Origin of the sequence: Leisingera sp. UBA4491, from assembly GCF_002388965.1 — a bacterium.
In the GTDB taxonomy this organism is placed as follows: Bacteria; Pseudomonadota; Alphaproteobacteria; order Rhodobacterales; family Rhodobacteraceae; genus Leisingera; species Leisingera aquaemixtae.
Genome location: NZ_DGNN01000028.1, coordinates 24228 through 50160 on the forward strand (window position 1 = coordinate 24228; position 25933 = coordinate 50160).

24 protein-coding genes are annotated in these 25933 nt (G+C 65.8%); 13 read left to right on the top strand and 11 right to left on the bottom strand.

What is annotated here, in order from left to right; translation table 11 throughout:
- Window positions 1-153: 153 nt before the first annotated feature.
- The 3 genes from B2P87_RS16460 to B2P87_RS16470 all read left to right on the top strand — a co-directional run bounded on the left by B2P87_RS16460 (window position 154) and on the right by B2P87_RS16470 (window position 1802).
- Window positions 154-990, top strand: a complete 837-nt coding sequence (locus B2P87_RS16460) for a hypothetical protein (protein ID WP_141889502.1) — start codon at window positions 154-156, stop codon at window positions 988-990.
- Window positions 991-1173: 183 nt separating this feature from the next.
- Complete coding sequence (locus B2P87_RS16465) at window positions 1174-1395, top strand: hypothetical protein (RefSeq protein WP_141889501.1); 222 nt, start codon at window positions 1174-1176, stop codon at window positions 1393-1395.
- Between the two features lie 176 nt (window positions 1396-1571).
- The gene (locus B2P87_RS16470) at window positions 1572-1802 is read left to right on the top strand and encodes a hypothetical protein (RefSeq protein ID WP_141889500.1); all 231 of its coding nucleotides are present in this window, start codon (window positions 1572-1574) and stop codon (window positions 1800-1802) included.
- A gap of 29 nt (window positions 1803-1831) precedes the next feature.
- Here B2P87_RS16470 and B2P87_RS16475 read toward each other — a convergent pair whose 3' ends face one another.
- Entirely contained in the window at window positions 1832-2257 is a 426-nt protein-coding gene (locus tag B2P87_RS16475) for a thioredoxin domain-containing protein (RefSeq protein ID WP_058286369.1), read from the bottom strand.
- A gap of 222 nt (window positions 2258-2479) precedes the next feature.
- Between B2P87_RS16475 and B2P87_RS16480 the strand changes: the two genes are divergently transcribed.
- Together B2P87_RS16480 and B2P87_RS16485 are read left to right on the top strand one after the other, a co-directional pair.
- The gene (locus B2P87_RS16480; protein WP_141889499.1) at window positions 2480-3052 is read left to right on the top strand and encodes a L,D-transpeptidase; all 573 of its coding nucleotides are present in this window, start codon (window positions 2480-2482) and stop codon (window positions 3050-3052) included.
- A 208-nt stretch (window positions 3053-3260) separates the two neighbouring features.
- On the top strand, window positions 3261-3470 hold the full coding sequence (locus tag B2P87_RS16485; protein WP_008557431.1) for a cold-shock protein: 210 nt from the start codon (window positions 3261-3263) through the stop codon (window positions 3468-3470).
- Between the two features lie 59 nt (window positions 3471-3529).
- On the opposite strand, the gene B2P87_RS16490 is transcribed toward B2P87_RS16485, so the two are convergent.
- A complete protein-coding gene (locus B2P87_RS16490; protein ID WP_058286420.1) occupies window positions 3530-4171 on the bottom strand; it encodes an arylesterase in 642 nt (213 codons plus the stop codon).
- 48 nt (window positions 4172-4219) lie between these two features.
- Between B2P87_RS16490 and B2P87_RS16495 the strand changes: the two genes are divergently transcribed.
- Together B2P87_RS16495 and B2P87_RS16500 are read left to right on the top strand one after the other, a co-directional pair.
- Window positions 4220-4924 carry an ABC transporter ATP-binding protein gene (locus B2P87_RS16495; protein ID WP_141889498.1) on the top strand — a complete coding sequence of 235 codons (705 nt, stop codon included), beginning with the start codon at window positions 4220-4222 and terminating at the stop codon, window positions 4922-4924.
- On the top strand, window positions 4921-7446 hold the full coding sequence (locus B2P87_RS16500) for an ABC transporter permease (protein WP_141889497.1): 2526 nt from the start codon (window positions 4921-4923) through the stop codon (window positions 7444-7446). Before B2P87_RS16495 ends, B2P87_RS16500 begins: the two co-directional genes overlap by 4 nt.
- Before the next feature lie 20 nt (window positions 7447-7466).
- Here B2P87_RS16500 and B2P87_RS16505 read toward each other — a convergent pair whose 3' ends face one another.
- Entirely contained in the window at window positions 7467-7916 is a 450-nt protein-coding gene (locus tag B2P87_RS16505) for an RrF2 family transcriptional regulator (RefSeq protein WP_058286366.1), read from the bottom strand.
- Window positions 7917-8016: 100 nt separating this feature from the next.
- Between B2P87_RS16505 and B2P87_RS16510 the strand changes: the two genes are divergently transcribed.
- On the top strand, window positions 8017-8592 hold the full coding sequence (locus tag B2P87_RS16510; RefSeq protein WP_141889496.1) for a gamma-glutamylcyclotransferase family protein: 576 nt from the start codon (window positions 8017-8019) through the stop codon (window positions 8590-8592).
- On the top strand, window positions 8585-9778 hold the full coding sequence (locus tag B2P87_RS16515) for a DUF2254 domain-containing protein (protein WP_141889495.1): 1194 nt from the start codon (window positions 8585-8587) through the stop codon (window positions 9776-9778). The genes B2P87_RS16510 and B2P87_RS16515 overlap by 8 nt, the downstream gene beginning before the upstream one ends.
- A 304-nt stretch (window positions 9779-10082) precedes the next feature.
- Here the strand turns inward: B2P87_RS16515 and gltX are convergent, their stop codons facing one another.
- Together gltX and B2P87_RS16525 are read right to left on the bottom strand one after the other, a co-directional pair.
- Entirely contained in the window at window positions 10083-11408 is a 1326-nt protein-coding gene (gene gltX / locus B2P87_RS16520) for a glutamate--tRNA ligase (protein WP_141889494.1), read from the bottom strand.
- A 127-nt stretch (window positions 11409-11535) separates the two neighbouring features.
- Complete coding sequence (locus tag B2P87_RS16525; RefSeq protein WP_141889493.1) at window positions 11536-11964, bottom strand: DUF1801 domain-containing protein; 429 nt, start codon at window positions 11962-11964, stop codon at window positions 11536-11538.
- Window positions 11965-12071: 107 nt separating this feature from the next.
- Between B2P87_RS16525 and B2P87_RS16530 the strand changes: the two genes are divergently transcribed.
- Window positions 12072-13004: an MBL fold metallo-hydrolase gene (locus B2P87_RS16530; protein WP_141889492.1), complete on the top strand. Its 933-nt coding sequence runs from the start codon at window positions 12072-12074 to the stop codon at window positions 13002-13004.
- 9 nt (window positions 13005-13013) lie between these two features.
- Here the strand turns inward: B2P87_RS16530 and B2P87_RS16535 are convergent, their stop codons facing one another.
- Together B2P87_RS16535 and B2P87_RS16540 are read right to left on the bottom strand one after the other, a co-directional pair.
- Window positions 13014-14345 (bottom strand): NAD(P)/FAD-dependent oxidoreductase, encoded by a 1332-nt coding sequence (locus tag B2P87_RS16535; RefSeq protein WP_141889491.1) that lies wholly within the window; start codon window positions 14343-14345, stop codon window positions 13014-13016.
- A gap of 178 nt (window positions 14346-14523) precedes the next feature.
- Entirely contained in the window at window positions 14524-16182 is a 1659-nt protein-coding gene (locus B2P87_RS16540) for an NAD+ synthase (RefSeq protein ID WP_141889490.1), read from the bottom strand.
- A 182-nt stretch (window positions 16183-16364) separates the two neighbouring features.
- On the opposite strand from B2P87_RS16540, the gene B2P87_RS16545 reads away from it, so the two are divergent.
- Window positions 16365-17786, top strand: coding sequence for an MORN repeat-containing protein (locus tag B2P87_RS16545; RefSeq protein ID WP_141889489.1), 1422 nt, complete (start codon window positions 16365-16367; stop codon window positions 17784-17786).
- Between the two features lie 47 nt (window positions 17787-17833).
- Here B2P87_RS16545 and B2P87_RS16550 read toward each other — a convergent pair whose 3' ends face one another.
- A complete protein-coding gene (locus B2P87_RS16550; protein ID WP_141889488.1) occupies window positions 17834-18499 on the bottom strand; it encodes a pyridoxamine 5'-phosphate oxidase family protein in 666 nt (221 codons plus the stop codon).
- A 97-nt stretch (window positions 18500-18596) separates the two neighbouring features.
- On the opposite strand from B2P87_RS16550, the gene B2P87_RS16555 reads away from it, so the two are divergent.
- Window positions 18597-19973, top strand: a complete 1377-nt coding sequence (locus B2P87_RS16555) for a PLP-dependent aminotransferase family protein (protein WP_141889487.1) — start codon at window positions 18597-18599, stop codon at window positions 19971-19973.
- A 90-nt stretch (window positions 19974-20063) separates the two neighbouring features.
- Here B2P87_RS16555 and B2P87_RS16560 read toward each other — a convergent pair whose 3' ends face one another.
- Both B2P87_RS16560 and B2P87_RS16565 read right to left on the bottom strand, forming a co-directional pair.
- A complete protein-coding gene (locus tag B2P87_RS16560) occupies window positions 20064-21608 on the bottom strand; it encodes an alanine/glycine:cation symporter family protein (RefSeq protein ID WP_058286355.1) in 1545 nt (514 codons plus the stop codon).
- 21 nt (window positions 21609-21629) lie between these two features.
- Window positions 21630-22064 (bottom strand): universal stress protein, encoded by a 435-nt coding sequence (locus B2P87_RS16565; RefSeq protein ID WP_141889486.1) that lies wholly within the window; start codon window positions 22062-22064, stop codon window positions 21630-21632.
- Between the two features lie 487 nt (window positions 22065-22551).
- Between B2P87_RS16565 and B2P87_RS16570 the strand changes: the two genes are divergently transcribed.
- Window positions 22552-24138, top strand: a complete 1587-nt coding sequence (locus B2P87_RS16570; protein WP_141889485.1) for a 2-isopropylmalate synthase — start codon at window positions 22552-22554, stop codon at window positions 24136-24138.
- Between the two features lie 57 nt (window positions 24139-24195).
- Here the strand turns inward: B2P87_RS16570 and B2P87_RS16575 are convergent, their stop codons facing one another.
- Window positions 24196-25929, bottom strand: a complete 1734-nt coding sequence (locus B2P87_RS16575) for an adenylate/guanylate cyclase domain-containing protein (RefSeq protein ID WP_141889484.1) — start codon at window positions 25927-25929, stop codon at window positions 24196-24198.
- Window positions 25930-25933: the final 4 nt, after the last annotated feature.

Consider the following 25933-nt stretch of genomic DNA (forward strand, 5'->3'; position numbering starts at 1 on the left):
AGCGTTATTTTCGCCTTCAGGACTCAAATGCCCTCGGGTCCGAATGCAGGGGTGTCAGCGAGGCGGGACTGGCATGCCTGACCGGCGGCGCTAAACTAAGGAGGATTACGAAGCACGCAAGGGCGAGCAGCGGTGCCAGTTTGAGGTTAGTGTATGTTCCTATCCGACGAGTTTGTTTACGTTGACTTGAACAAGACGGGTAGTGTGTCTGTTTTGAATTGGCTGCACGCGCTCGAATTTCCGCCGCGACAGGTGACACACCACTTGAAGCCTGATGAGGCTATCGTCTCAAGCGGCATTCTGAAATTTGCGACGATCCGAAACCCTTGGGATTATTACCTTTCTCTCTGGTCTTACGGCGTAAAGCAAAAAAGGAAATCGGGGCCCTACCTGGCTCTGACACAGTTCCGGCCATTGAAGAGCCGTGGTTACACACAGAACCCGTTCCGCGCGGTCTGCGGGTTTGTCCCGGCCCTTCTTGCTGCAGCACGCCAGGACTGGACAGCAAATCTGCACCTCTATGCCGATCCGAACAATCCCGACGCTTTTCGGACATGGCTTCGCAAAGTAATGGATCCCAAGCTGGCGCCCTTGCTGTCTGGCGCATATTATTCCTCGCGCCTTCACAGCCACAGCGGCCTTTACAGCTACCGGTTTTGCAACCTCTACTGCGCCGGCAGCAAAACCCTGCACTCGGGACATCTGCGAGATCCCCAGTCTCTTGCGGATTGGGCCGAAGAAAACTGTTATATTGACCGTTTTCTGCATACCGAGAGCCTTGCGGCCGATTTCCGGTCGGTCATGCTCGACCACAGGCTGGCAAGGGCCGAAACGCTGGATTGCGTGATTGGCGCGGGCAAGCCCATGAACGCATCGCGCTCGGCAGCCGCGAAAAGATCGGATTTTTACGATATGGAAACCCGGCAGCTCGTCGCGGACCGCGAGAGCCTGATCATCAACCGGTTTGGCTATGAGTTCATGGAAGAGTGAGCCCCGCCAGGGGCGTTGCGCGACAAAGCCGCTCTGACCGCGAAACAGCGCCCGCCCGCCAATTATTTACGCTGGTTTCTATACACTTCCGGAATCTTAACGCTTTGATAACCTTCTTGGCCGGATGATGGCCGCAGAAGCAGACGGGCAATGGGGCCGTGCTGCGCGGATCGGGGAGGCATCATGGCTTGGGCAGGCATTTTCCTTGGAGTGATCGCGGGGCTGTTCGCTGCGGTTTACGGATATGCGGCATTTGGGCTGCCGGTCTGGCTCTGCCTGCTGATGTACCCGGCGGCGGGCACGGCGGTGACCCTTGCGGCGACCGCGCTGCTGGCCTGGCGCAGCTTTCCCCCCGGCCCTGCGGGCGGAGCAGGCGTCTGCCAGAGAGAGGCAGCCGCCGCCTGACACGGCCAGCGCAGCGCGGCGGCGGGATACGGCAGAGGCCGGAATTACCACCAAAGGCATAGCTGAAAGCTGATATTTCCACTTATGAGGCGGAAAGCCTCCTCTTTTGCACAGTTGTTTCGCGGTACTCCTGTTCTACCTTTCTGTAAGCGATCAAGGCGCATTGGAGACCAAGCATGGCCTGGGTGAGTTCTGTCATAGGGGCGGTTGGCGCCTTGGGCCTGTTGCTTGCCGCTGTGTTCCTTGGCGGCTGGCCCGTTTGGCTCGCCCTCCTGCTTTATCCTTTTGAGGCCGCGCTTCTGGCATTTGCCGTGATCGCTTCGCTGGCCTGGCGCAGCAGCCGCAGCAGCGCAAAAGCCAGCCAGAGGCCGGACAAACCGCAGGGGCTGGGTCAGCGGCCGTTCTGAGCGCGCGCGGGGCCGGCCGGAAGCCTGCCTCAGCCGCGCAGCCAGCTGACGATCTGACCCTGCCGCATGGCGCCGGCCTGGCGCTTTTTCTCCTTGCCGCGCTCAAAGGCGATGAGGGCGGGAATGCCGCGGATCCGGTAGCGGGCGGCTGCGGACGGGTGATCCTGGGTGTTGAGCTTGACCAGCCGGGCCTGCACGCCCAGCGTCTTGGCCGCCTTGGCAAATTCCGGCGCCATGGACCGGCAGGGCCCGCACCAGGGTGCCCAGAAATCCGCCACCAGCGGCAGGTCATCGTTCTGCACGGCTTTCTGCAGGATCGCCGGATCCACGTCTGCCGGCGTGCCCGGCAGCAGCGCCGCACCGCAGGTTGCGCATTTCGGGCCGCGGCCCAGCTTGTCCTCCGGCACCCGGTTCAGCTGGGCGCAGGACAGGCAGGTCAGGGTCTTGGCTCCCATGGGTTCGCCTCCTCAAGCAGTCGCATGGCCTTGGTATAGCCGCCCGGCGCGGCGGCGCAAGGCTGCAGGCAGCCGCCCGCTGCCGGGGGCGCGGCGGCGGGGTCTGCCGCCTTGGGCGGCGCTGCATGCAACACTTGCCCGCGCGGGTGCGGAAAGCCGTTGACCGGCCGCCGTTCCAACCGGAAGATGAGGGGACCTGCAACAGACTACGGGGATATGGCCATGATTTCACGCCGGAAGATTCTGAGTTCGGGCACCGCAGCCGCCGCAGCCACTTTGCTGCCGCTGCCTGCCCTGGCCCGCACAAAAGACCCAGTGGTGTTTGACCCGGCCCCGCAGGAAGTGCGGATCAGGAAGGATTTCGCCCCGGGCCAGATCCTGGTGCTGCCGCGCTCCTATTACCTGTATTTCGTGACCGATAAGCGCAAGGCGATCCGCTATGGCGTGGGCGTCGGCAAGGCCGGGCTGGAATTCACCGGCCAGGCGGTGATCCAGCGCAAGAAGGTATGGCCCACCTGGCGCCCCACCGACGAGATGATCGAACGCGACCCCAGAGCCTATGCCAAATTTGTCGACAATGAATACATCCAGCCCGGCGGGCCGGACAACCCGCTGGGCGCGCGGGCGCTCTATCTGTTCCAGAACGGAGTCGACACCTACTTCCGCATCCACGGCACCAACCAGCCGCAGACCATCGGCCACTCGGTGTCGAACGGCTGCATCCGGATGATGAACGAGCATGTGGTGGACCTGTACGAGCGGGTGCCGCTGGGCACGGTTGTAACGGTGCTTTAGGCTCTGACCTGCGGAAATTTGCCGCGAACCCCTGTTTTACACCGCATTTTTCTTGCACCAGAGGGGATTCGCACCCAATTCTGTCACGGCAATGTTACGCGAATGCTATCACTGTGCCTCACCCGGCGCGGTCATGAGCATCTGCTAACCTTGCCGGACTGCCGCATAAGCGGGCAGGGAACTGAAGACGACTTAGGAGAAATCGACGATGGCCACCGGCACCGTCAAATGGTTCAACACCACCAAAGGCTATGGCTTTATTGCACCCGAAGACGGCGGCAAGGACATTTTTGTCCATATTTCCGCTGTTGAGCGTTCCGGGCTGACCGGCCTCGCGGACAATCAGAAAGTGACCTATGAGCTGCGCGCAGGCCGCGACGGCCGTGAATCCGCAGTGGATATCGCGCTGGTCTCCTGATCCGGATCTTCCGATCTGCTTTGAAAATTCCAAAACAGCCCTGACGGCCGGGGCTGTTTTCAGCTGCCGATCGCGGCGATCAGCTGCAGGGCCGCCGGCCCGATGGCAGCGGCATTCAGCGCCACCCCCCGAGCGTTGGGGTGGATGCCGTCGTCCTGCATGAGGGCCTGCGCCGCCGCCGGGTCCCCGCCCGCTTCTGCTGCCATGCCCGCAAAGGCATCCGGGTGCAGCACCGCGCCGAACTCTGCCGCCAGCTCCGGGTAGATCGCGTCAAACGCCTGCTTGTACTCCGGCCCGTAGTTGCGCGGGGCTTTCATGCCGATCAGCAGGACCTCAACCCCCTTGTCCTGCGCCGTCTGCAGGATGCGGGTCAGGTTGGCGCGCGCCTCCTGCGGCTCAAGCCCGCGCAGCATGTCATTGCCGCCCAGGAGCACGATCAGCCCGTCGGGGTTGTCTGACAGGGTCCACTCGGCGCGCTCTGCCCCGCCGGCGGTGGTGTCGCCGGAAACGCCCGCATTCTGCAACACGGCCTCGGCGCCGTTTTCGTTCAGCCAGCGTTCCAGCTGCGGCACCAGCCCCTGCCCCTGCGGCAGCCCGTAGCCCTGCACCAGGCTGTCGCCCAGGGCGGTGATCCGCAGCGGATCCGCCCAGGCGGGGGCGGTGAAAAGCAGCAAACTCAGCAGTGCCAATGTCTTGCGCATGGCGGCAAACACTCCATATCCGTTAGGTGCACCCAACAGGCAGGCCCGATGACCGATCAAAAAAGCCCCGTTCTTCATCTCTTAGATGCGAGTTTGACCCTGAATAGCAATACCGGCCCGGTGGAGATCTTGCACGAAATCTCGCTGGACGTGCGGCAGGGGGAAACCTTGGGGCTGGTGGGGCCGTCCGGATCGGGCAAGTCGTCGCTGCTGATGCTGATGGGCGGGCTGGAGCAGGCCACCGGCGGCCGGGTGACGGCCCTGGGGGCGGATCTGACCGCGATGGATGAGGACGCGCTGGCCCGGTTCCGCCGCAACAACATGGGCGTGGTGTTCCAGAGCTTTCACCTGATCCCGACCATGACCGCGCTGGAAAACGTGGCAACGCCGCTGGAGCTGGCGGGCGTCAAGGATGCCTTCCCCCGCGCCCAGGCAGAGCTGGAGGCGGTGGGGCTGGGCCACCGGGCGGGCCATTTCCCGGCGCAGATGTCGGGCGGCGAGCAGCAGCGGGTGGCGCTGGCGCGCGCCCTGGCGCCGCGGCCTGCGATCCTGCTGGCGGATGAGCCGACCGGCAACCTGGACGAGGCCAACGGCCACGCGGTGATGGACCTGCTGTTTGGCTTGCGCGACCGCTATGGCGCGACGCTGGTGATGGTCACTCACGCGCCGGAGCTGGCGGCGCGCTGCGACCGGGTGGTGCGGCTGCGCGACGGGCGCATCGATGGGGACGCCGCGCGCGAAGCGGCCGAATGAGCGGCTCCGCCCTCCGCCTGGCCTGGCGCTTTGCCCTGCGGGAGCTGCGCGGCGGGCTGAAGGGCTTTCGCATCTTCCTCGCCTGCCTGGCGCTGGGGGTCGGGGTGATCGCCGCCATCGGCTCCATCCGCGCGTCGATCGAGACCGGGCTGGAGCGCGAAGGCGCCACGATCCTGGGCGGCGATGCGGAGCTGAACTTCACCTACCGGTTTGCCAACGAGGATGAGCTGGCTTGGCTGCAACGGACCGCGCTGCGCTATTCCGGGATTGCCGAGTTCCGTTCCATGGCCACGGTGGGCGAGGAGCGCGGGCTGACCCAGGTGAAGGCGGTGGATGGGCTATACCCCTTGAAGGGGGAGATGAAGCTGGCGCCGGAGATGCCGCTCGATGCCGCGCTGGCCGGTGCGGACGGCCTGCCCGGCGCGGTGATGGACCGGGTGCTGGCCGACCGTCTGGGCTTGCAGCCCGGCGACAGCTTCCGGTTGGGCACGCAGGATTTCGCCCTGATGGCGATGATCGCGCTGGAACCGGATGCCGCCGCCTCCGGCTTTGAGCTGGGGCCGCGCACCATGGTGCGGCCGGAGGATCTGGGGGAGTCCGGCCTGCTGGAGCCGGGCACGCTGTTTGACACCAAATACCGGATGGAGCTGCCGCCGGGCAGCGATCTGGCCGCCTTGCAGGCCGAGGCCGAAGGGCTGTTTGAGAGCACCGGCATGCGCTGGCGCGATGCCAGGAACGGCGCGCCGGGGATCACCGCCTTTGTCGAGCGGCTGGGCGGGTTCCTGGTGCTGGTGGGCCTCTCGGGCCTGGCGGTGGGCGGGGTCGGCGTCTCTGCCGCTGTGCGCGCCTATCTGGCGACCAAGACTGCAACCATTGCCACCCTGCGCACGCTGGGGGCGGAGCGGCAGACGATTTTCCTCACCTACTTCCTGCAGATCGGCGCGCTGACGCTGGTCGGCGTGGGCATCGGGCTGGTGCTGGGCGGGCTGGGACCGCTGCTGCTGGGGCCGCTGATTGCGGCGCAGCTGCCGTTTCCGGCGGTGTTCTCGTTCTACCCCTCGGCGCTGGCGGAGGCCGCGGTCTATGGCGTGCTGACCGCCTTCATCTTTGCGCTCTGGCCCTTGGCGCGGGCCGAACGCATCCGCGCGGCCTCGCTGTTCCGGGATGCCTTTGCCAGCCGCACCCGGCTGCCCGCGCCGCGCTACCTGCTGGCGACCGCGCTGGCACTGGCGGCGCTGGTGGGGCTGGCGGCGTGGTTCAGCGGCTCGGCTCAGCTGACGCTGTGGACCGCGGGCGGGCTGATGGGGGCGCTGCTGGTGCTGCTGGTTGCCGCGCTCGGCATCGGCTTTGCGGCGCGGCGCGGCGCCGGGGCTGCGCGCGGGCGCCCTGCCCTGCGGTGGGCGCTGTCCTCCATCGGCAGCGCGCGCGACGGGGCGGTGCCTGCGGTGCTGGCGCTGGGGCTGGGCCTGACGGTGCTGGCGGCCATCGGCCAGATCGACGGCAACATGCGCCGTGCGATTGCCGGCAACCTGCCGGATGTGGCGCCCTCGTATTTCTTCGTCGACATCCAGCGCAGCCAGATGCCTGCCTTCCTGGAGCGGGTGGAGAACGATCCCTCCGTCACCCGGGTGGAAAACGCGCCGATGCTGCGCGGGGTGCTGACCCGGATCAACGGCCAGCCCGCGGCAGAGGTTGCGGGTGATCACTGGGTGGTGCGCGGCGACCGCGGCATCACCTATGCCGCGGCCCGGCCCGACAGCACCGAGGTCACCGCCGGCAAGTGGTGGCCCGCGGACTATTCAGGTGATCCGCAGATCAGCTTTGCCGCCGAGGAGGCCGAGGAACTGGGGCTTAGCCTGGGCGACACGCTGACGCTGAACATTCTGGGGCGTGATATCACCGGCACCATCACCAGCTTCCGCAACGTGGATTTCTCCACCGCGGGGATGGGGTTTGTGATGGTGCTGAACGAGGCTGCGCTGGCCGGTGCGCCGCACAGTTTCATCGCCACCGTCTATGCCGAGGAGCAGGCGGAGGCGGCGATCCTGCGCGATCTGGCCCGCGAGATGCCGAATATCACCGCCATCCGGATGCGGGATGCCATCGACCGGGTGTCCGACATCCTGCGCCAGCTGGCCGCCGCCACTGCCTATGGCGCCGCAGCGACGCTGCTGACCGGGTTTCTGGTGCTGCTGGGCACCGCGGCCGCCGGAGAGCCCGCCCGCCGCTATGAGGCGGCACTGCTGAAAACACTGGGCGCGCCGCGCAGGCAGATCCTGGCCAGTTTCGCGCTGCGCTCGGCGCTTTTGGGGGCGGCCGCCGGGCTGGTGGCGCTGGCGGCAGGCATTGCCGGGGCCTGGGCCATCAACGCCTATGTGTTTGAGACAGGATACACGGTGATCTGGCCGAACGCGGTGATGGTCATTTCCGGCGGGGTGCTGACCACGCTGCTGGCCGGGCTGGCCTTTGCGCTGCGGCCGCTGGCAGCCAAACCGGCCCGCATCCTGCGGGCCCGCGAATGATCAGCGCTGCGGCGGCGGCCTCAGCGGGCGCCGCAGGACACCGGCTGCAGGATGCGCAGCAGATCGTGGTTGTCGCAGACCAGCGATTCCAGGGAAATGTCGTCCAGCGAGGCATAGAAGGCCTGCGCGGCGTCGGCCAGCGCCACCTTCAGGCGGCAGGCCCCCGCCAGCGGGCAGGTGTTGTCCGCATCGGCAAAGCATTCCACCATCGGCAGGTTGCCCTCGACATCCCGGAACACGTCGCCGATCCGGATCTCCGCCGCGGGCCTGCCAAGGTTCATGCCGCCGTTGCGGCCGCGCTGGGTCGCCAGGTAGCCCAGCTGGCTCAGCTGGTTGATCACCTGCGCCAGGTGGTTTTCCGAGATGTTGCAGCATTCGGCAATCTCGGCCTTGGTCACCAGGCGGTCTTCATGGGCGGCGCAATACATCAGCAGCCGCACCGCAATGTTGGTCCTTTTGGTAATCCGCATGGGTCGCTCCCGCAGCTATGGTGCATCGCTTATTGCACATGGCGCGAAAAAGCGGTTTGACATACATCAATAACCGGAATTGCGGCGGAAAGGCGCGCGGATGACGGCTCCTTACTTCTTTGGATACGGCAGCCTGGTGAACACGGCGACGCATGGCTATGGCGGCGCGCAGCCCGCCCGGCTGCGCGGCTGGCGGCGGGCCTGGGTGCATACGGACCTGCGCGAGGTGGCGTTTCTGTCGGCGGTGCCCTGCGCCGCCAGCACCATCGGCGGGCTGATCGCCGAGGTGCCGGGCGCCGACTGGGCGGCGCTGGACGCCCGCGAATTCGCCTATGAGCGGCTGCCCGCATCGGACAAGGTGCAGCACGCGCTGGCGGGATCGCCGGAGATTTCCGTCTATGCGGTGGCGGCGGACAAGCAGAATGGCGCCACCGAGCAGCACCCGATTCTGCTGAGCTATCTGGATGTGGTGCTGCAGGGCTATCTGCAGGTGTTCGGCGAGGCGGGCGTGCAGGAATTCATCGCCACCACCGACGGCTGGAACGCCCCCCTCCTGGATGACCGGGCGGCGCCCCGCTATCCGCGCCACCAGCACCTGAGCCGGGCGGAGCGCGCGCTGTTCGACGATCTGATCGACAGCACCGGCGCGCGCAGGATAAGCTCCGCTCATGATTGAGCAGTTCCTTTTGTACCTCAGGCGGATTGCCCGCAAGCTCTGGTTCCGGGTGGTTCTGATTTCCGTGCTGTCGCTGCTGGCGCTGCTGCTGGCGCCGCTGGCCAAGCCGCTGCTGCCCGACAGCCTGAGCGAGGACTTCGGGCGCGAGGCGGTGCTGCCGGTGCTGACGATCCTGGCGTCGGGCATGCTGGCCGTCACCACGTTTTCGCTGAACGTGATGGTCAGCGCCTACCGCACCGCGGCCTCGATGGCGACGCCGCGGGTGTACCGGCTGCTGCTGGAAGATACCGTGACCCACCGGGTGCTGGCGACCTTTGTGGGCGGGTTCATCTTTTCGCTCAGCGGGGTGATCCTGTTCCGGGCGCGCTATTACACGCCCGAAGGCGCCCTGGTGGTGTTCGGCATCACCATCGTGGTCGTTGTCCTGATCGTCGGTGCCATCCTGCGCTGGATAGATCACCTGTCCGGGCTGGGCAGCATGGACCATACGCTGCGGCTGATCGAATCCCGGACCCGCGACAGCATGCGCGCGCGCCTTGACATGCCCTGCCTGGGCGGCCAGCGCTCTGACAGCAGCGATGTTCCCGCCGATGCGGTGGCCATCCCGGCCTCCCGCAGCGGCTTTGTGCGCTTTGCCGGGATGGCCCAGCTGAATGAACTGGCAGAGGAAGCCGGCACCGAAATCACCCTGGCAAAGGCGCCCGGCGAATACATCCTGCGCGGCCAGCCGGTGGCCTGGGCCGCTGCCGGAGACAACGACTTCTGCAAGGCGGCCTCGAAGGCGATCGACATCGGCGACGTGCGCAGTTTCGATCAGGACCCGTCCTTTGGCCTCACCCTGCTGGCGGAGACGGCGCAGCGGGCGCTGTCGCCCGGCATCAACGATCCGGGCACCGCGGTCGAGGTGATGGGACGGCTGGGGCGGCTGCTGTGGGAGACCATGCCTGCCGATGAGATCAGCAGCACCCGGAAGCCGGAGTTTCCCAACGTGAAGGTGCCGCCGGTGACGGCGCGCCACCTGCTGCGCTGCGCCTTCCCGCCGATAGCCCGCAGCGGCAGCGATTCGCCCTCGGTGATGGGCTGGATGCAGAAGACCCTGCAGGAGCTGGAAAGCCACTCCAACCCGGAAATGGCCAAGGCGGCGGCGGAGATGCGCAAGGAGCTTGGCGAGGGCGGCAGCGGCTGATCCGCGGGCCGCGGCCCACCGGGCGGTCCGCTGTTTTGCTGCGGTCCTGCGGCGCGCTCCCGCCTGTTCAGGCGCAGGCAGGCTGCCCCTCTCTCAGTTGGGCATGGCACCGCGCCAAGGCGCGGTGCCGCGCCGCGCGTCCGCGCGGCGCCCGGCCCAACCGCAGGGGATGCATCTGCGATGCAGCTCCGGCGGACGGGAGCGCCGCCGTGCCGCCCCTTGACGGAACCGCACGAAAAAAGGGCGGCCCCTGCGGCGCCGCCCCGGATCTGTGTCTGACCGGCTTTTTCCGCCGCGAACCGCCTCAGCCGCGGGCGCGGACGGTGTCCATCAGCGCCAGCAGCGCGGACATGTCGGGGCCGCGCTCCATGCCGGTCACGGCCTTCCTGAGCGGCATGAACAGCCCCTTGCCCTTGCGGCCCGTCGCTTCCTTGACGGCGGCGGTCCACTTGCCCCAGCTGTCGCTGTCATAGGGGCCTTCAGGCAGCAGCGCCATCGCCTCGGCGATGAAGTCCTTGTCCTCATCGGCCACCAGCGGCTCGGCACCGTCGCGGCACAGCTCCCACCAGCCCGCGAGATCCTTGAGTGTAGTGATGTTTTCCTTGGCCATGTCCCAGAACGCCGACTGTTTCTCCGCCGGGACGCCCAGCGCGTCCACATGGGCTTGCACCGCCGCCAGCGGCAGCGACTGCAGGTAGCGGGCGGTCAGCGGATAGAGATCCTCGACATCGAACTTGGTCGGCGCGGCGCCGAAGCGGCTGATGTCGAAACCGTCGATCAGCTCCGCCAGCTCCGACCGCAGCTCCACCGGGTCGGAGGAGCCCAGGCGCGCCATCAGACTGAGGAGCGCCATCGGCTGCACACCGGCTTCGCGCAGGTCGCGCAGCGCCAGCGTGCCAAGACGCTTGGACAGTGCTTCGCCCTGCGGGCCGGTCAGCAGCGAGTGGTGCGCGAAAGACGGCACGGTGCCGCCCAGCGCCTCGATGATCTGGATCTGGGTGGCGGTGTTGGTCACGTGGTCAGAGCCGCGCACCACATGGGTCACGCCCATTTCGGTGTCGTCCACAACCGAGGCCAAGGTGTAGAGGAACTGGCCGTCGCCGCGGATCAGCACCGGGTCGGAGACCGAAGCCGCGTCGATGGAGATATCGCCCAGGATGCCGTCGGTCCACTCGATCCGTTCCTGATCCAGCTTGAAGCGCCAGACGCCGTCGCCGCGCTCGGCGCGCAGCTTGGCCTTCTCCTCCTCCGGCAGCGCAAGTGCTGCGCGGTCATAGACCGGCGGCTTGCCCATGTTCAGCTGCTTCTTGCGCTTCAGGTCCAGTTCGGTCGGAGTCTCGAACGCCTCGTAGAAGCGGCCGATCTCGCGCAGCTTGTCCGCCGCAGCGACATAGCGGTCGAGCCGCTCGGACTGGCGCTCCACCTTGTCCCAGGTCAGGCCCAGCCATTCCAGGTCCTGCTTGATGGCATCGACATATTCTTCCTTGGACCGCTCCGGGTCGGTGTCGTCGATGCGCAGGATGAAGGTGCCGCCGGCCTTGCGGGCGATCAGATAGTTCATCAGCGCGGTGCGCAGGTTGCCGACGTGGATATAGCCGGTCGGCGACGGGGCAAAACGGGTGGTGGTCATCACGAGTCTCCTGTTGCCTTGCCCCTTGTCACATGGGCCGCGGTTTGTCCAGTTTCGGCAGCGGGCGCGCGCTTGGCGCGCGGGCCTCCGGCGGGAGTATTTCCGGAAAGATGAAAGCCGCGGCCCGTCAGTCCGGCTGCACCGGCCAGATTGCATTCAGGTCCTTCAGCCCGGTGCGGATCAGTTCGGCGAGCACCTCCAGGTCGATGTCGGCGAGCTTGTTCACATAGAGGCAGCTTTTGCCAAGCTTGTGCTTGCCGAGGCGGGAGAGGATGGCGCCGTAGTCCTGATAGCCCGGCATGATGTAGATCGAGTGGCGTGCTTTTCGCGGCGAGAAGCCGGTGGCGAGGAAGTCCCCCTCGCGCCCCGAGGCATAGCGGAAATGGTAGCGGCCGTAGCCGACGAGTGACGGCCCCCACATTTGCGGCCTGTAGCCGGTCACCCGGCGGAACAGCGCATCCAGCTGCTGCGCTTCCGCCGCTTTGCGGTCCGGTTCAACACCTGCGATAAACGCCTCGACGCTTACCCCGGTCGGAACGGTCTTGTTCTGGCTCATCACGCTGCCTCCTGACCGCATCCTAACCCGCCTCACGGGATTGTTTACAGCCCTCTGCCGCCGGAGCGCTAGGGTAAGGCCAGTCCAACTCCACCGGAGGTTATGCCATGACTGTTTCCCTCTCCCGCCGCGCTGCCCTGGCCGGGGCCGCCGCCCTGCCCCTGGCCGGTGCCGCAACGCCGCTGCTGGCCGGCGCCCATGGCGGCCGCGCCGAAGCGCCGGTTGCCCATTCGTTCAAACTGGCGGAGATGCCGGTCACCACTCTGCTGGATGCTTCGGCGCAGCGGGAGGAGCCGAAAGCCATCTTTGGCGGCAATGCAAGCGATGAGGAGTTTGCGCAGGTGTCGCAGGAGAATTTCATCTCTGCCGGCACCGTTCAGTTCTATTTCACCCCAACGCTCGTCGATACCGGCGGGGAGCTGGTGCTGTTTGACACCGGGCTGGGCAATGGCGGCATTGCCAGGGCGCTGGCCGCCGCTGGGGTGACGCCGGACCAGATCAACGTGGTGGTGATCACCCATATGCATCCCGATCACATCGGCGGCCTGATGACCGATGGCGCGCCAACCTTCCCGAACGCCCGCTATGTGACAGGGGCGGAGGAATACAATTTCTGGTCCAAACGGGATCCGGGCGACCGGGTGGGCGATCTGGTGGCCCAGAACATGACGCCGCTGGCGGAGAAAACCACCTTTGTCGACGATGGCGCCAGCGTGGCGCCGGGGATCACCGCAATGGCCAGCTTTGGCCATACCCCGGGGCATATGTGCTATATGCTGGAGAGCGGCAACCGCCAGCTGGTGCTGACGGCGGATCTGGCCAACCACTATGTCTGGAGCTTTGCCCGGCCCGACTGGGAAGTGAAATTCGACATGGACAAGGCGGCGGCAACGGAGTCGCGCCGCCGGGTGCTGGGGATGCTGGCGGCGGACAAGCTGCCGATGATCGGCTATCACATGCCGTTCCCGGCGGCGGGCTTTGTCGAACCCCGCGGCGAGGGGTTCCGCTATGTGCCGGTGAGCTATCAGCTGATGGGGTAAGGGAAGCGGTCAGTAGCCGCTTTGCGGCCCGTATCTGCTGCCGTCGGTAAAGCGCGACAGGCGGAAGTCATGCGGATCCACCACGGGGGTGTCGCCGGTCACCAGATCGGCGGCCAGTTTGCCCGCGGCCGGGCCGATGCCAAAGCCGTGGCCGGAAAACCCGGTGGCGATGAACAGGCCCGGCAGCTCGTCGGCCTGCGAGATCACTGGGATCGCGTCCGGGGTCACGTCGATCAGCCCGCCCCAGCTTTGCACCACATCGGCGCCCTGCAGCACCGGAAAGGCCTTTTGCGCCGCCGCCCAGCCGCTTTTCAGCGCCTTCTGCGACGGCGCCGGGTCCAGCACCCGGCACAGCTCGAACGGGGTTGTCTGCAGCGGCTGCCAGCGGCGGGCCTGCGCCGCCTCCTCGCGCCAGCGGCTGGTGACGCGGAATTGCAGCGCGCGCCATTCGTGGCGGAGGCTGGGCAGAAACGTCCAGCCCAGGCGGAAGCTGTCGGGCACGATATCGACCATGTTCTCCAGCGCGTCCGAGACCGTGTAGCCGCAATCGGCCCGCTTGCGCAGGCCCAGGTTTCCGGTGCGCACCGCGATGTCCGGCCCGCCCTGCACCGGCGAGGTGCGCAGGACCGAGTTCAGGACCTTCAATTGCGGCAGGCTGATGCCCGCATTGCCGAGAAACAGCCGCGACCAGGCGCCGCCCGCCACCACCACCGCCGAACAGGCGACGCGGCCGCGTTCCGTCATCACGCCGCTGATGCGCCCGGCCGATGTTTCGACGCTGCGCACCGCGCATTCGGTCATGATCTTGGCGCCCGCGGCCTGGGCGGCAGTGGCAATTGCGTGGGTGGCCATCTGCGGCTCGGCCCGCCCGTCCATCGGCGTCAGCAGGGCGCTGCGGGTTTTGGTCTGATGGCCCGGCATCAGCTGCGCCAGCTGCGGCCCGCGCACCATCCGGGCCGCCTGCCCCCAGCCGTCGAGGTTGCGCAGCCAGCGCTCCAGCTGCGCCTCGCGCTTGGCTGTGTCCGCGGTGTAGAGAATGCCGGAGCGGGTGAACCCGGTGTCCTGCCCGGTGCGCGCCGCCAGCCCTTCCCAAAGCCGCAGCGATTCCGCCATCAGCGGGATTTCCCGCGGATCGCGGCAGGAGATCCGCACCCACCCCCAGTTGCGCGAGCTTTGCTCGCCCGCGATCTGCCCCTTTTCGCACAACAGCACAGAGTGGCCGCGCTCAGCCAGTTCCAGCGCGGTGGCCGCGCCAATGATGCCGCCGCCGATCACCACGGCGTCGACAGCCTTGGGCAAGGCCAGATTGGATTGGAAATGAGGCAGTCTCGGTCCAGGCATGAGGCCTCTATGCCCGCTGCGGATTCGGCGGTCCAGCGTCCACGCGGCCGCCTCTGCCGCGCATTGCGGTATTGTGTTTTTTTCGCCGCATATCAGGACTTTACCGTTACGGAAGCTGCCCGGAGAAAGGGCCGAAAGCGCGGAAAAGACCCGCGCCTTCAAGGGGTTAACGCGCGCCTCAGGTAGGGTCGCGCCAGCGGTTCACAATCGGGTACCGGCGGTCCAGCCAGAACGCCCGCGGCGTCAGCCGGGCGCCGGGCGCGGACTGGAAGCGTTTGTATTCGCTGATATAAAGCAGATGCTCGACCCGTTTGGCCACATCCCGGGAAAAGCCCGCCGCGACACAATCCGCGATTGAACCCTCCAAATCGACCAGAATTTCCAGAATGGCGTCCAGTTCCGGGTAGTCCGGCAGGCTGTCGCTGTCCTTCTGATCTTCGCGCAGTTCCGCCGAGGGCGGCTTGTCGATCACATTGGGGCGGATCACCTCGCCCGCCGGACCCTTCATCCAGGGGCGGTGGTTGGCGTTGCGCCAGCGGCAGGTCTCGAACACGCGGGTTTTGTAGAGGTCCTTGATCGGATTGTACCCGCCGTTCATGTCGCCATAGATGGTGGCATAGCCCACGGCGACTTCGGACTTGTTGCCGGTGGTCAGAAGCATCTCGCCGAACTTGTTGGACATTGCCATCAGCAGCAGGCCGCGCAGGCGGGACTGGATGTTTTCCTCGGTGATATCCGCATCGAGGCCGGCAAACAGCGGCGCCAGGGTATTTGTGATGGCTTCGCGCCCTTCGCTGATCGGAACAAAGTCGTAGCGGACGCCCAGCGCCTTGGCGACGGCTTCGGCATCGTCGAGCGATTCCCGGCTGGTGTATTCCGACGGCAGCATCACGCAGCGGACATTCTCAGCCCCCAGCGCATCCACCGCGATGGCCGCGACAATCGCCGAGTCGACGCCGCCGGACAGACCCAAAAGCACCTTCTTGAAGCCGGTCTTGCCCATGTAGTCGCGCAGGGATTCCACCATCACCCGGTAGTCCTGCTCCCATTCGTCCGGCAGATGCGCCTTTTCGCCTTCCTCCACGCGCCAGCCGTCCCCGGTGCGGATGAGGTCGAGCTGGGTGATGCACTCGTCGAACAGCGGCATCTGCACCGCCAGCGCGCCGCCCGGGTTCAAGGCGAAGGAACCGCCGTCGAACACCTGGTCGTCCTGGCCGCCCACCATGTTCAGGTAGATCACCGGCAGATGGGTTTCGACCGCCCGCGCCACCATCATGTTGAAGCGCACTTCCATCTTGTTGCGGAAATAAGGCGAGCCGTTGGGGATCAGCAGGAACTCGGCGCCGGTCTCGGCCAGGGTTTCCGCCACATCCTCATGCCAGCCGTCCTCGCAGATGGGGGAGCCGATGCGGGTGTTGCTGACGGAATAGGGGCCGCCCAGCGGCCCGGCCTCGAACAGGCGGACCTCGTCAAACACGGTCTCGTTCGGCAGGTGATGCTTGAGGCTGCGCGAGGCGATCTTGCCGTCCTTCAGGATCAGATAGGCATTGTAGAGCCGGCCGCCCTCGACCCACGGCCCGCCAATCGCCAGCGCCGGGCCGCCGGTGCAGTCCGCCGCCAGCTTTTCAACCTCGGCGATGGCGGCCTGGTGGAACACCGGCTTCATCACCAGATCCTGGGTATTGTAGCCGGTGATGAACATTTCCGGCAGCGCCACCAGATCGGCGCCGGCCTCGCGGCCTGCCTCCCAGGCGGCGCGGGCCTTGGCGGCGTTGCCTGCCAGATCGCCCACCGTGGGGTTCAGCTGCGCCAGTGTCACGCGGAAACGGTCTGCCATGCTGCATCGGCCCTTTGCAAAAATCCTTCTTCAGCCATTTACCAGATTGACGGCCAAGGAAAAGAGCAAGGGCCTGGTGCCGGGGAAAAGACATTGCGGCCCCGCCTGCGGTAGCTTAGTTTCCGGGCGAGCAACCCAATATGGCAGCAGCACCGTAATTCCTGGGCAGGCAGAGGTTTTGAATGACCCGTTTCGGCACCGCAATCGCGCTTTCCACGATCCTGGCACTGGCCGCGCCGGCCTTTGCCCAGGAGGGGGAGATCATCACCACGCAGGATGAGATCGGCGGCGTCTACGAGGGCACCTTCAAAGGCGGGCTGCAGCATGGCACAGGCACTTACAAGCTGCCGAACGGCTATGAATACACCGGCGAGTGGGTCGAGGGCGAGGTCCGCGGCCAGGGGGTGGCACGGTTCCCGGACGGCTCAATCTATGAAGGCGAGTTCGCCCAGGGCAAGCCGCACGGTCTGGGCAAGCTGACCCGCGCTGACGGCAGCACCTATGAGGGCGAATGGCAGGACGGCCAGATCCACGGCGACGGGGTATCGGTCTATGCCAGCGGCGTGCGCTATCAGGGCAGCTTTGCCAATGGCAAGCGGCACGGCAAGGGCGTGATGCAATCGCCGGACGGCTATACCTATGACGGCGACTGGGCCGAAGGGCGCCAGCAGGGCCAGGCCAAGATCACCTATGCCGAGGGCACCGTCTATGCAGGCAGCGTGGCGGATGGCCAGCTGCAGGGGCAAGGCCGGCTGGAGACCTCGGACGGGCTGGTCTACGAAGGCGAATGGATGACCAGCCAGATGCATGGCACCGGCCGCCTGGTGCAGCCCAATGGCGACATCTATGAAGGCGCGCTGCAAGAAGGCCGCCGCCACGGCACCGGCACGCAGACCTACGCCAATGGCGATGTCTACACGGGCGACTTCCTGGACGATCAGCGCCACGGCACCGGCACCTTCACCGAGAAGGACGGCTACAGCTACACCGGCGCCTGGGTGAAGGGGCAGATCGAAGGCAAGGGCAAGGCTGTTTATCCTGACGGATCGGTCTATGAGGGCGATTTCCGCGATGATCTGGCCGAAGGCCAGGGCAAGATCACCTATCCCGACGGCTCCACCTACGAAGGCGAATGGGTGGCCGGGGTGATCGAGGGCAAAGGCACCGCCACCTACCCCAGCGGGATCAGCTATACCGGCGGCTTCAAGAACGCCAAGAACCACGGCCAGGGGGTGATGACCTATGCCGACGGCTACCGCTACGACGGCGGCTGGCAGAACGGGCAGCGCCACGGCGAAGCGGTGGTCACCTATGCCGACGGCTCGGTCTACACTGGCGCATTTGCCGACAGCCAGCGCCACGGGCAGGGCAAGATCGTGATGCCCGACGGCTTCACCTATGAAGGCGAATGGCAGGAAGGCAAGATCTATGGCCAGGGCGTGGCGACCTATGCCAATGGCGACGTCTACGAGGGCAGTTTTGTCAACGGCAAGCGCCAGGGGCCCGGCACGATGAAATATGCCAGCGGCCAGAAGGCGGACGGCACCTGGGAGAACGGCGCGCTGGTCAGCACCGGGGCAGAGGGCGCCAGCCAGACAGAATAGGCCCCGATGAATAAAGGGCGCGCCAGGGCGGCGCGCCTTTTTCGTTTTCAGCCGATGCGGATGCGGCTCAGGTGATCCGGCATCGCGACGCCCTCCAGATTGGCAGGATCCGGCTGCGGCGGCTTCAGCTCCATCGCCATCGGCACCACGCCCGCCCAGATCGGCAGGGCGTAATCCTCCTCGTCGTCCTTGGGCGCTCCGGAGCGGATCTTGGCCGCCCCCTCCTCGATCGGCATCCGCATCAGGGCGGTGGCCTTCAGCTCCTTCCGGGTCATCGGCCGCAAGGCGTCCCAGCGGCCGGGGAAGATGTGGTCGACCATCGCCTTGAGGCTGGCCGCCTTGGCCTCCTCATCCGTGACTTTCTCCGCCATCCCGAACAGCATCGCGGAGCGGAAGTTGACCGAGTGATGGAAGGCGGAGCGGGCCAGAACGTAGCCGTCCATGCAGGTGACCGTCAGGCAGACCTCCGCCCCCTCCATCGCGCGGATCGCCCGGCTGGCGGCGGAGCCGTGCCAATAGACATGATCGCCCTCGCGCCATTGCAGCGTCGGCAGCACCGATGGGGCGCCATTGATCTGATAGCCGATATGGGCCAGCGGCATGGCGTCGAGCACCTGATACACCGTCTCGCGGTCATAGAGCCCGCGTTCATGGGCGCGGCGCAGGCGGCTGCGCTCGGTTTTCAGGGCGGTTTCGGTATCGGGCTGGCGCATTTGCGGACCTCGTGAATTCTTGTTGTGTCAGGGGGAGTGCTATGCGCAAACTGGACTGTAATTAACTTCCAGTTTCAGACAAAAAGAGCAGTCCAGTATGATTGACCTGTCCGGACTGCTGTCCAAGGCCAGCGCCGAGCCCATCTATCTGCAAATCGTCAGCGCGCTGCGCCGCCAGATCAGCAGCGGCAGCCTGGCCATCGGCACCCGGCTGCCGTCCTCCCGGGCGCTGGCGCAGGATCTGGGGGTGGCGCGCTCCACCGTGGTGACGGCCTATGAGCAGCTGGTGGCCGAAGGCTTTGCCGAGGCGCGGCGCGGTGCGGGGATCTTTGTCTGCGACGTGGCGCCGATCCAGCCGCCCGAAGCACCGCCGCGGCCGCAGCCTGCGGCGGTCCCGCCCGCGCCGGGGATGCTGCAGCCCGGCGCGCCGGACCCGGCGGTGTTTCCGGCCCGGTCCTGGGCACGCTGTGTTTCACGTGTGGCACGGATGGATCCGCTCAGCCTGAGCCACCAGGAAGATTCCTTTGGCGATCCGGAACTGCGGCGCGAGATTGCCGCCTATGCCGCGCGCTGGCGCGGGATAGACTGCAGCGCGGATCAGGTGCTGGTCACCAGCGGCGCGCGCGAGGCGCTGGAGCTGGCGATGGATTTCCTGGTGGAGGGCGAGGATATTGCGCTGGAAGCCCCCGGGTTCACTCCGACGCAGCGCTTTGCCGGGGCGCGCGGCTGGCCGGTGCGCTGGCTGCGGGCCGGGGAGCGCGGTGCGGAGGTGCCGCGGCAGATGGCCAAGGTCACGCTGCTGACGCCGTCGCACCAGTTTCCACTGGGCGGCACCCTGCCGGTGCCGCAGCGGCAGGCCTTCCTGCAGGCGGCCAGGGAGCGCGGCGGCTGGATCATCGAGGATGATTTCGACAGCGAGTTCCGTTATGCCGGCCAGCCGGTGCCCGCGATGGCCGCGCTCGACCGGGAGGGGCGCTGCATCTATGTGGGCACCTTCTCCAAGACGTTCTCGCATGCGCTGCGGCTGGGCTACGCGATCCTGCCGCCGGCGCTGGTGCCGCGGTTCCGGGCCCGGTTTTTTCAGCCCAGCGCCGGCGCCGCGATCACCGCGCAGCGGCCGCTGGCGGAATTCATGGCCTCCGGCCAGTACGACCGGCACATCCGCCGCGCCCGCAGGCTTTATTCCGAACGCTATGCGGCGGCGGCAGATGCGCTGGCGCAGTGGCCCGAAGCCCTGGGGTCCTTCAGGCGGCACAACGCCGGGATGCAGATTGCCTTTCACTTGGCGGGCGGGCTGGCGGACGTCCGGATCTGCCGCCGCGCCGCAAGTGCGGGCTACGGGGTCCAGCCGCTGTCGCCGCACGACCCCGAAGGCCGGTCCCGGGGGCTGCTGACCGGCTTCTGCCAGTCAAGCGCCGCGGATCTGCCCGGCCAGATTGCCGGGCTGCGCCGGATCGTGGAACAGGGCGGCTGAAGCCGCCCCTGCCCTCTCATCAAAAAAGCCTCCCCGGCGAACCGGAGAGGCTTGGGTCTGAAAGCCGTCTGATTACCAGGCTAGAGCCGGTCAGACGTACTTCTTGATCTCGCCTGCTTTCAGCCGCGACATGTAGCTGTTCAGCTCGCGCTTGACGATCGGCATCAGGAAGTAGAGCGCGATGATGTTGACCACCGCCATGGCAAAGATCGCCGCGTCGGAGAAGTCGATCACCGGGCCGAGGTTGGCGGCGGCACCAATCACCACGAAGATGCAGAAGATCACCTTGAACACCAGTTCCTTGGTTTCGCCTTCGCCGAACAGGAAGGTCCAGGCCTTGAGGCCGTAGTAGGACCAGCTGATCATGGTGGAGAAGGCAAACAGGATCACCGCCAGCGCCAGCACGTACTGGAACCAGCCGAAGGCCGAGGAGAAGGCCGCCGAAGTCAGCGCCACGCCCTTGTTGCCGTCGACGGTCTGGATCGTGGCTGCGCCCTCGTCCAGCAGGTAGAGGCCGGTGTTCGGGTCCTGCACCAGCTGGCCGGTAATGATGATCACCAGCGCGGTCATGGTGCAGATCACCACGGTGTCGATGAACGGCTCCAGCAGCGACACGAAGCCTTCGGTGATCGGCTCCTTGGTGCGCACGGCGGAGTGGGCAATGGCTGCCGAGCCGACGCCGGCCTCGTTCGAGAAGGCCGCCCGCTTGAAGCCCTGGATCAGCGCGCCGACCATGCCGCCGGCAACGCCGAGACCGGTGAAGGCGCCGTCAAAGATCTGGCCGAAGGCCCAGCCGATCTGGTCGGCATTCATCGCCAGGATGACCAGCGCGGTTGCGACATACATGACCCCCATGAACGGAACGACCTTTTCGGTCACCCGCGCAATGGATTTCAGGCCGCCCACGATCACGGCGAACACAACCCCTGCAAACACCACGCCGGTGATCCAGCCGGGGTATTCGCCGACAACACCGGAAATCTGCGCATGCGCCTGGTTGGCCTGGAACATGTTGCCGCCGCCCAGCGCGCCGAGGATGCAGAAGATCGAGAACAGTACCGCCAGGAATTTGCCCATCGGCAGGCCGCGTTCTGCAAAGCCCTTGGTCATATAGTACATCGGGCCGCCCGACACGTGGCCGTCCGGGAACTCGTTGCGGTATTTGACGCCCAGCGTGCATTCGGTGAATTTCGAGGCCATGCCCATCAGGCCTGCCAGGATCATCCAGAAGGTCGCGCCGGGGCCGCCGATGCCGACGGCAACGGCAACGCCTGCGATGTTGCCCAGGCCGACGGTGCCCGACAGCGCGGTTGCCAGCGCCTGGAAGTGGCTGACTTCGCCCGCGTCATTGGGGTCGGAATAATCGCCCCTGACCAGCGAGATCGAGTGCGGGAAGGCGCGGAACTGGATCAAGCCGAAGTAGACGGTGAACACGGTGGCCGCGACCACCAGCCAGGCAACGATCCAGGGAAAGCTGGTGCCCGGGAACGGGCTGAAGATCAGGTTGACGAACCAGCCGGTCGAATTGGCGAAAATCTCATTGACGCGCTCGTCGACGGTTTGTGCCATCGCCGGGGCGGTTGCCGCCAGCAGCAGCGGCGCAGACAGGGCTGCCGCCTTAATTGAATTACTCATGACTGTCCTCTGAGTTTATCTTTACGGAACAATGGTGACCGGAACCGGCGCGGCCTGCGCCAGAGTGCCCGCGACCGAGCCGAACAGCCGCGATGACAGCCCGGAATGGCCGGTGCGGCCGATGATCAGGTGGCTGGCGCCATGCTTTTTGATCACATCAATCAGGGTTTCCGCGATATGGCCGTATTTCAGCTCTGCCACAACGGTGACACCGTCATCTTCCAGGCTTTTGCACACGGGCTTCAGCAAGGCATCTTCTGCGCGCTTCAATTCCTCCTCGCGGCGCTTATGGCGCTGCTCGATCTCCTCCGGGGTGAGGAAGGAATAGGGCGACCACTCCAGCACATGCGCGATCACCAGCTCTGCCCCTTGTGCTTTGGCAAGGCTGACGGCAAAAGCAAGCGCCGATTTGGCAGCCTCGCTGTCGTCATATCCAAGGACAATTTTTTTCGACACTGTTTCCTCCTATCGATGGCGTCTCTTCTAATCAGGACGCCGGATCCCGGCTGCAGGAGCCAGGAATTCTCCCAACGCGAAGCTGTCTGCCGTATCTGACCTTAGGGCTGATACAGCGCAGACAAACTGTCGCATTGAAACTGGCTACGGCCCTTAATTATATTATACACTTTTTTCAACATTGTCTTGAAATTACCGGGCAAGGTTTTACGGAGGTTTGCTGCTGCCGGCACACCGCCATGCCGCAAGGTCAAAATCCCCCTTCCCATTCGGCTGCACCTCTGTATAAATCCGTGCCATGAGCATTTGCGCAGATATTCCCTTTGCCGCCGCCGCATTCCGCGGTGCAGCCCTGCGCGCCCTACTGATCCTAGCCCGCCTCTGAGCGTGCCCTTCCGGCGCGCCCGCTCAGAGGATTGCCGCACGCGCGCCATCGAAGGCTAATGATGCCCTGGAAGGGCCTAGGACAGAGACAAGAGATACCGATATGACCAACGCATCCCCGATTTCCGGCGACAAATCCCGTGTATTGATTTTTGACACCACCCTGCGCGACGGCGAGCAGAGCCCCGGCGCCACGATGACCCATAACGAGAAGCTGGAGATTGCGGAGCTTCTGGACGAGATGGGTGTGGACATTATTGAGGCCGGCTTCCCGATTGCCTCCGAAGGCGACTTTGCCGCCGTGTCGGAGATTGCCGAGCGCTCGAAGAACGCGGTGATCTGCGGGCTGGCGCGCGCCAACTTCAAGGATATCGACCGCTGCGCCGAAGCGGTGCGCAAGGCCGCGCAGCCGCGCATCCACACCTTTATCGGCACCTCGCCGCTGCACCGCGCCATCCCGAACCTCACGATGGACGAAATGGCCGACAAGATCCACGAGACCGTGACCCACGCCCGCAACCTGGTGGACAACGTGCAGTGGTCGCCGATGGATGCGACCCGGACCGAGTGGGATTACCTGTGCCGGGTGATCGAGATCGCCATCAAGGCCGGCGCCACCACCATCAACATCCCCGACACCGTGGGCTACACCGCGCCCGCGGAAAGCGCCGACCTGATCAAACGCCTGATCGAGACCGTGCCGGGCGCCGATGAGGTGGTCTTTGCCACCCACTGCCACAACGACCTCGGGATGGCGACCGCCAACGCGCTGGCTGCCGTCGCAGGCGGTGCGCGCCAGATCGAATGCACCATCAACGGCCTTGGTGAGCGCGCAGGCAACACCGCGCTTGAAGAAGTGGTGATGGCGCTGAAGACGCGCAATGACATCATGCCCTGGTCCACCGGCATCGACACCACCAAGATCATGCATATCTCGCGCCGGGTCTCGACCGTTTCCGGTTTCGTGGTGCAGCCGAACAAGGCGATTGTCGGCAAGAACGCCTTTGCCCATGAAAGCGGCATCCACCAGGACGGGATGCTGAAGAACCGCGAGAACTTCGAGATCATGCGGCCCGAGGACATCGGCCTTTCCGGCACTTCGCTGCCCTTGGGCAAACACTCCGGCCGCGCCGCCCTGCGCGACAAGCTGGAGCACTTGGGCTACGAGGTGGGCGACAACCAGCTGAAGGACGTCTTTGTCCGCTTCAAGGAGCTGGCCGACCGCAAGAAGGAAGTGTTCGACGACGACCTCATCGCGCTGATGCGCACCGGCACGGACGCGGAGAACGATCACCTCAAGATCGTCTCGATGAAGGTGGTCTGCGGCACCGGCGGCCCGGCGGAAGCCACCGTGGAGATGGAGATCGACGGCAAGGATGTGACCGAGACCGCCGAGGGCGACGGGCCTGTGGACGCGACCTTCAAGGCGATCCGCAAGATCTATCCGAACACCGCCCGGCTGCAGCTTTACCAAGTGCATGCGGTGACCGAGGGCACCGACGCGCAGGCGACCGTCTCCGTGCGGCTGGAAGAGGACGGCAATATCGCCACCGGCGAAAGCGCCAACACCGATACGGTGGTGGCCTCGGCCAAGGCCTATGTGAACGCGCTGAACCGCCTGATCGTGCGCCGCGGCCGGGTGGGTGAAGGCGCCGACACCAAGGAGATTTCCTATAAGGATCTGGCCTGAGCCAGGCTTCCTTCAGGACCAAAGGGCGCCCGCTGCGGCGCCCTTTTTCGGTGCTGCCTAGGCCAGCCCCGCCTTGCGCAGACCATCGGTGAAATGCGCGGCGTCTTCCTTGCGCCCGTAGTGCAGCCCGGCCAGCAAGCCCTCTGCCGTGGCCTCCGGCTGCATCGCGCGGATCTGCGCCACGCAGTCCTGCGCCTGCTGCGTGTTGCCCAGCCAGCTGTGGCAGGCCGCCGCCAGCGCGGTCTGCACGGCGTCCATTGACGGCAGGCGTTTGAAATCGGTCAGCGCCTCTTCGTACAGGCGGGCGGTGAAATGCGCCTTCCCCAAGTGGCTCCAGAAGCGGACCGGAAAATGCGGGTTGAGGCGCATCGCCTTCCGGATCCATTCCGCGCCTTCCTCGGGCCTGCCCTGCCAGGTCAGAAGCTCGCCCATCTGCACCACAACCAGATCGTAGTTCGGGTTCAGGGACAGAGCGCGCTCCTGATGGTACTGCGCCTGATCGAGGTTTTCCTGCAGGATGGACACCGCCGCCATCAGCCGGTGCACGTCCGCATCATTGTCATCCATCGACGCGGCTTTCTGGATCGACTCCAGCGCCAGTTGCAGCATCGCCTCGGGATCGTCACACCAGCCATAGCCCCAGGCCTGCCCGCGGATACAGCCGCGCCAGGCGTGGGCGTGGGCAAACTCCGGATCCAGCTCCACCGCGCGGTCGATGAGGTCCATCGCCTTGGCATTGTCCTCCGCCGTGCTGCGGTGATGCAGGACCTTGGCCGCCAGCACGCATTCATAGGCCGCGAGGCTCGCGGGTTTCTTGCGCGAGACCTCATCCTGCTGGGCCGCTTCGATCCGCCCCGGCAGGGTGGCGACAATCGCCGATGTCACCTCATCCTGGATCTCGAAGATATCGTCGAGGGTGCGGTCGTACCTCTCCGCCCAGATATGGGAATCGTTGCAGCTGTCGATCAGCTGCACAGTGATCCGCAGCCGACTGCCGCCTTTTCGCACGCTGCCCTCGACGATGTAGCGGGCGCCAAGCTTCTCTGCCACTTCGCGGATGTTCACCGCCTGCCCCTTGTAGACGAAGGTCGAGTTGCGGGAGATCACGAACAGCTCATGGCGGCGGCTGAGTTCGGTCAGGATGTCCTCAGTCAGCCCATCGGCAAAGAACTCCTGCTCGGGATCGCCACTCATGTTGGCGAATGGCAGCACGGCGAGGGTGGGCTTCATCACCGGCGCCGGCCCGCTGGCGTCTTCTGCCGCCACGGGCGCGCCCTCATCCAGCAACAGGCGGTAGACGCGCACCGGTTCTGAGATATTTTTCAGGGACTGCTCTCCCTGATCCTCGAACAGAAACCCGCAGGAGCCGCGCACCTGGCCGTAGACCGCCCCGGACACGCAGATCTCCCCCACCCCCGCCGCCTGCTCCAGCCGGGCCGCCACGTTGACGCCGCTGCCGTAGATGTCGCCGTCTTCATAGATGATGTCGCCAAGGTTGATCCCGACCCTGAACTGGATGCGCTGGTCCGGCGGCACATCGCTGTTTCGCCGCCGCATCCGGCCCTGAATCTCCGCGGCGCAGGCCACGGCATCAGACACGCTGGCAAATTCCACCAGCATGCCGTCGCCCGTGGTCTTGATGATGGAGCCCCGGTTCTTGGCAATCGAGGGGTCGATCAGTTCAATCCTGTGGGTGCGCAGCCGGGCAAGCGTGCCTTGCTCATCCGCTTCCATCAGGCGGCTGTAGCCCACCATATCCGCCGCCAGCACGGCGGCCAGCCTGCGTTCCATCCGG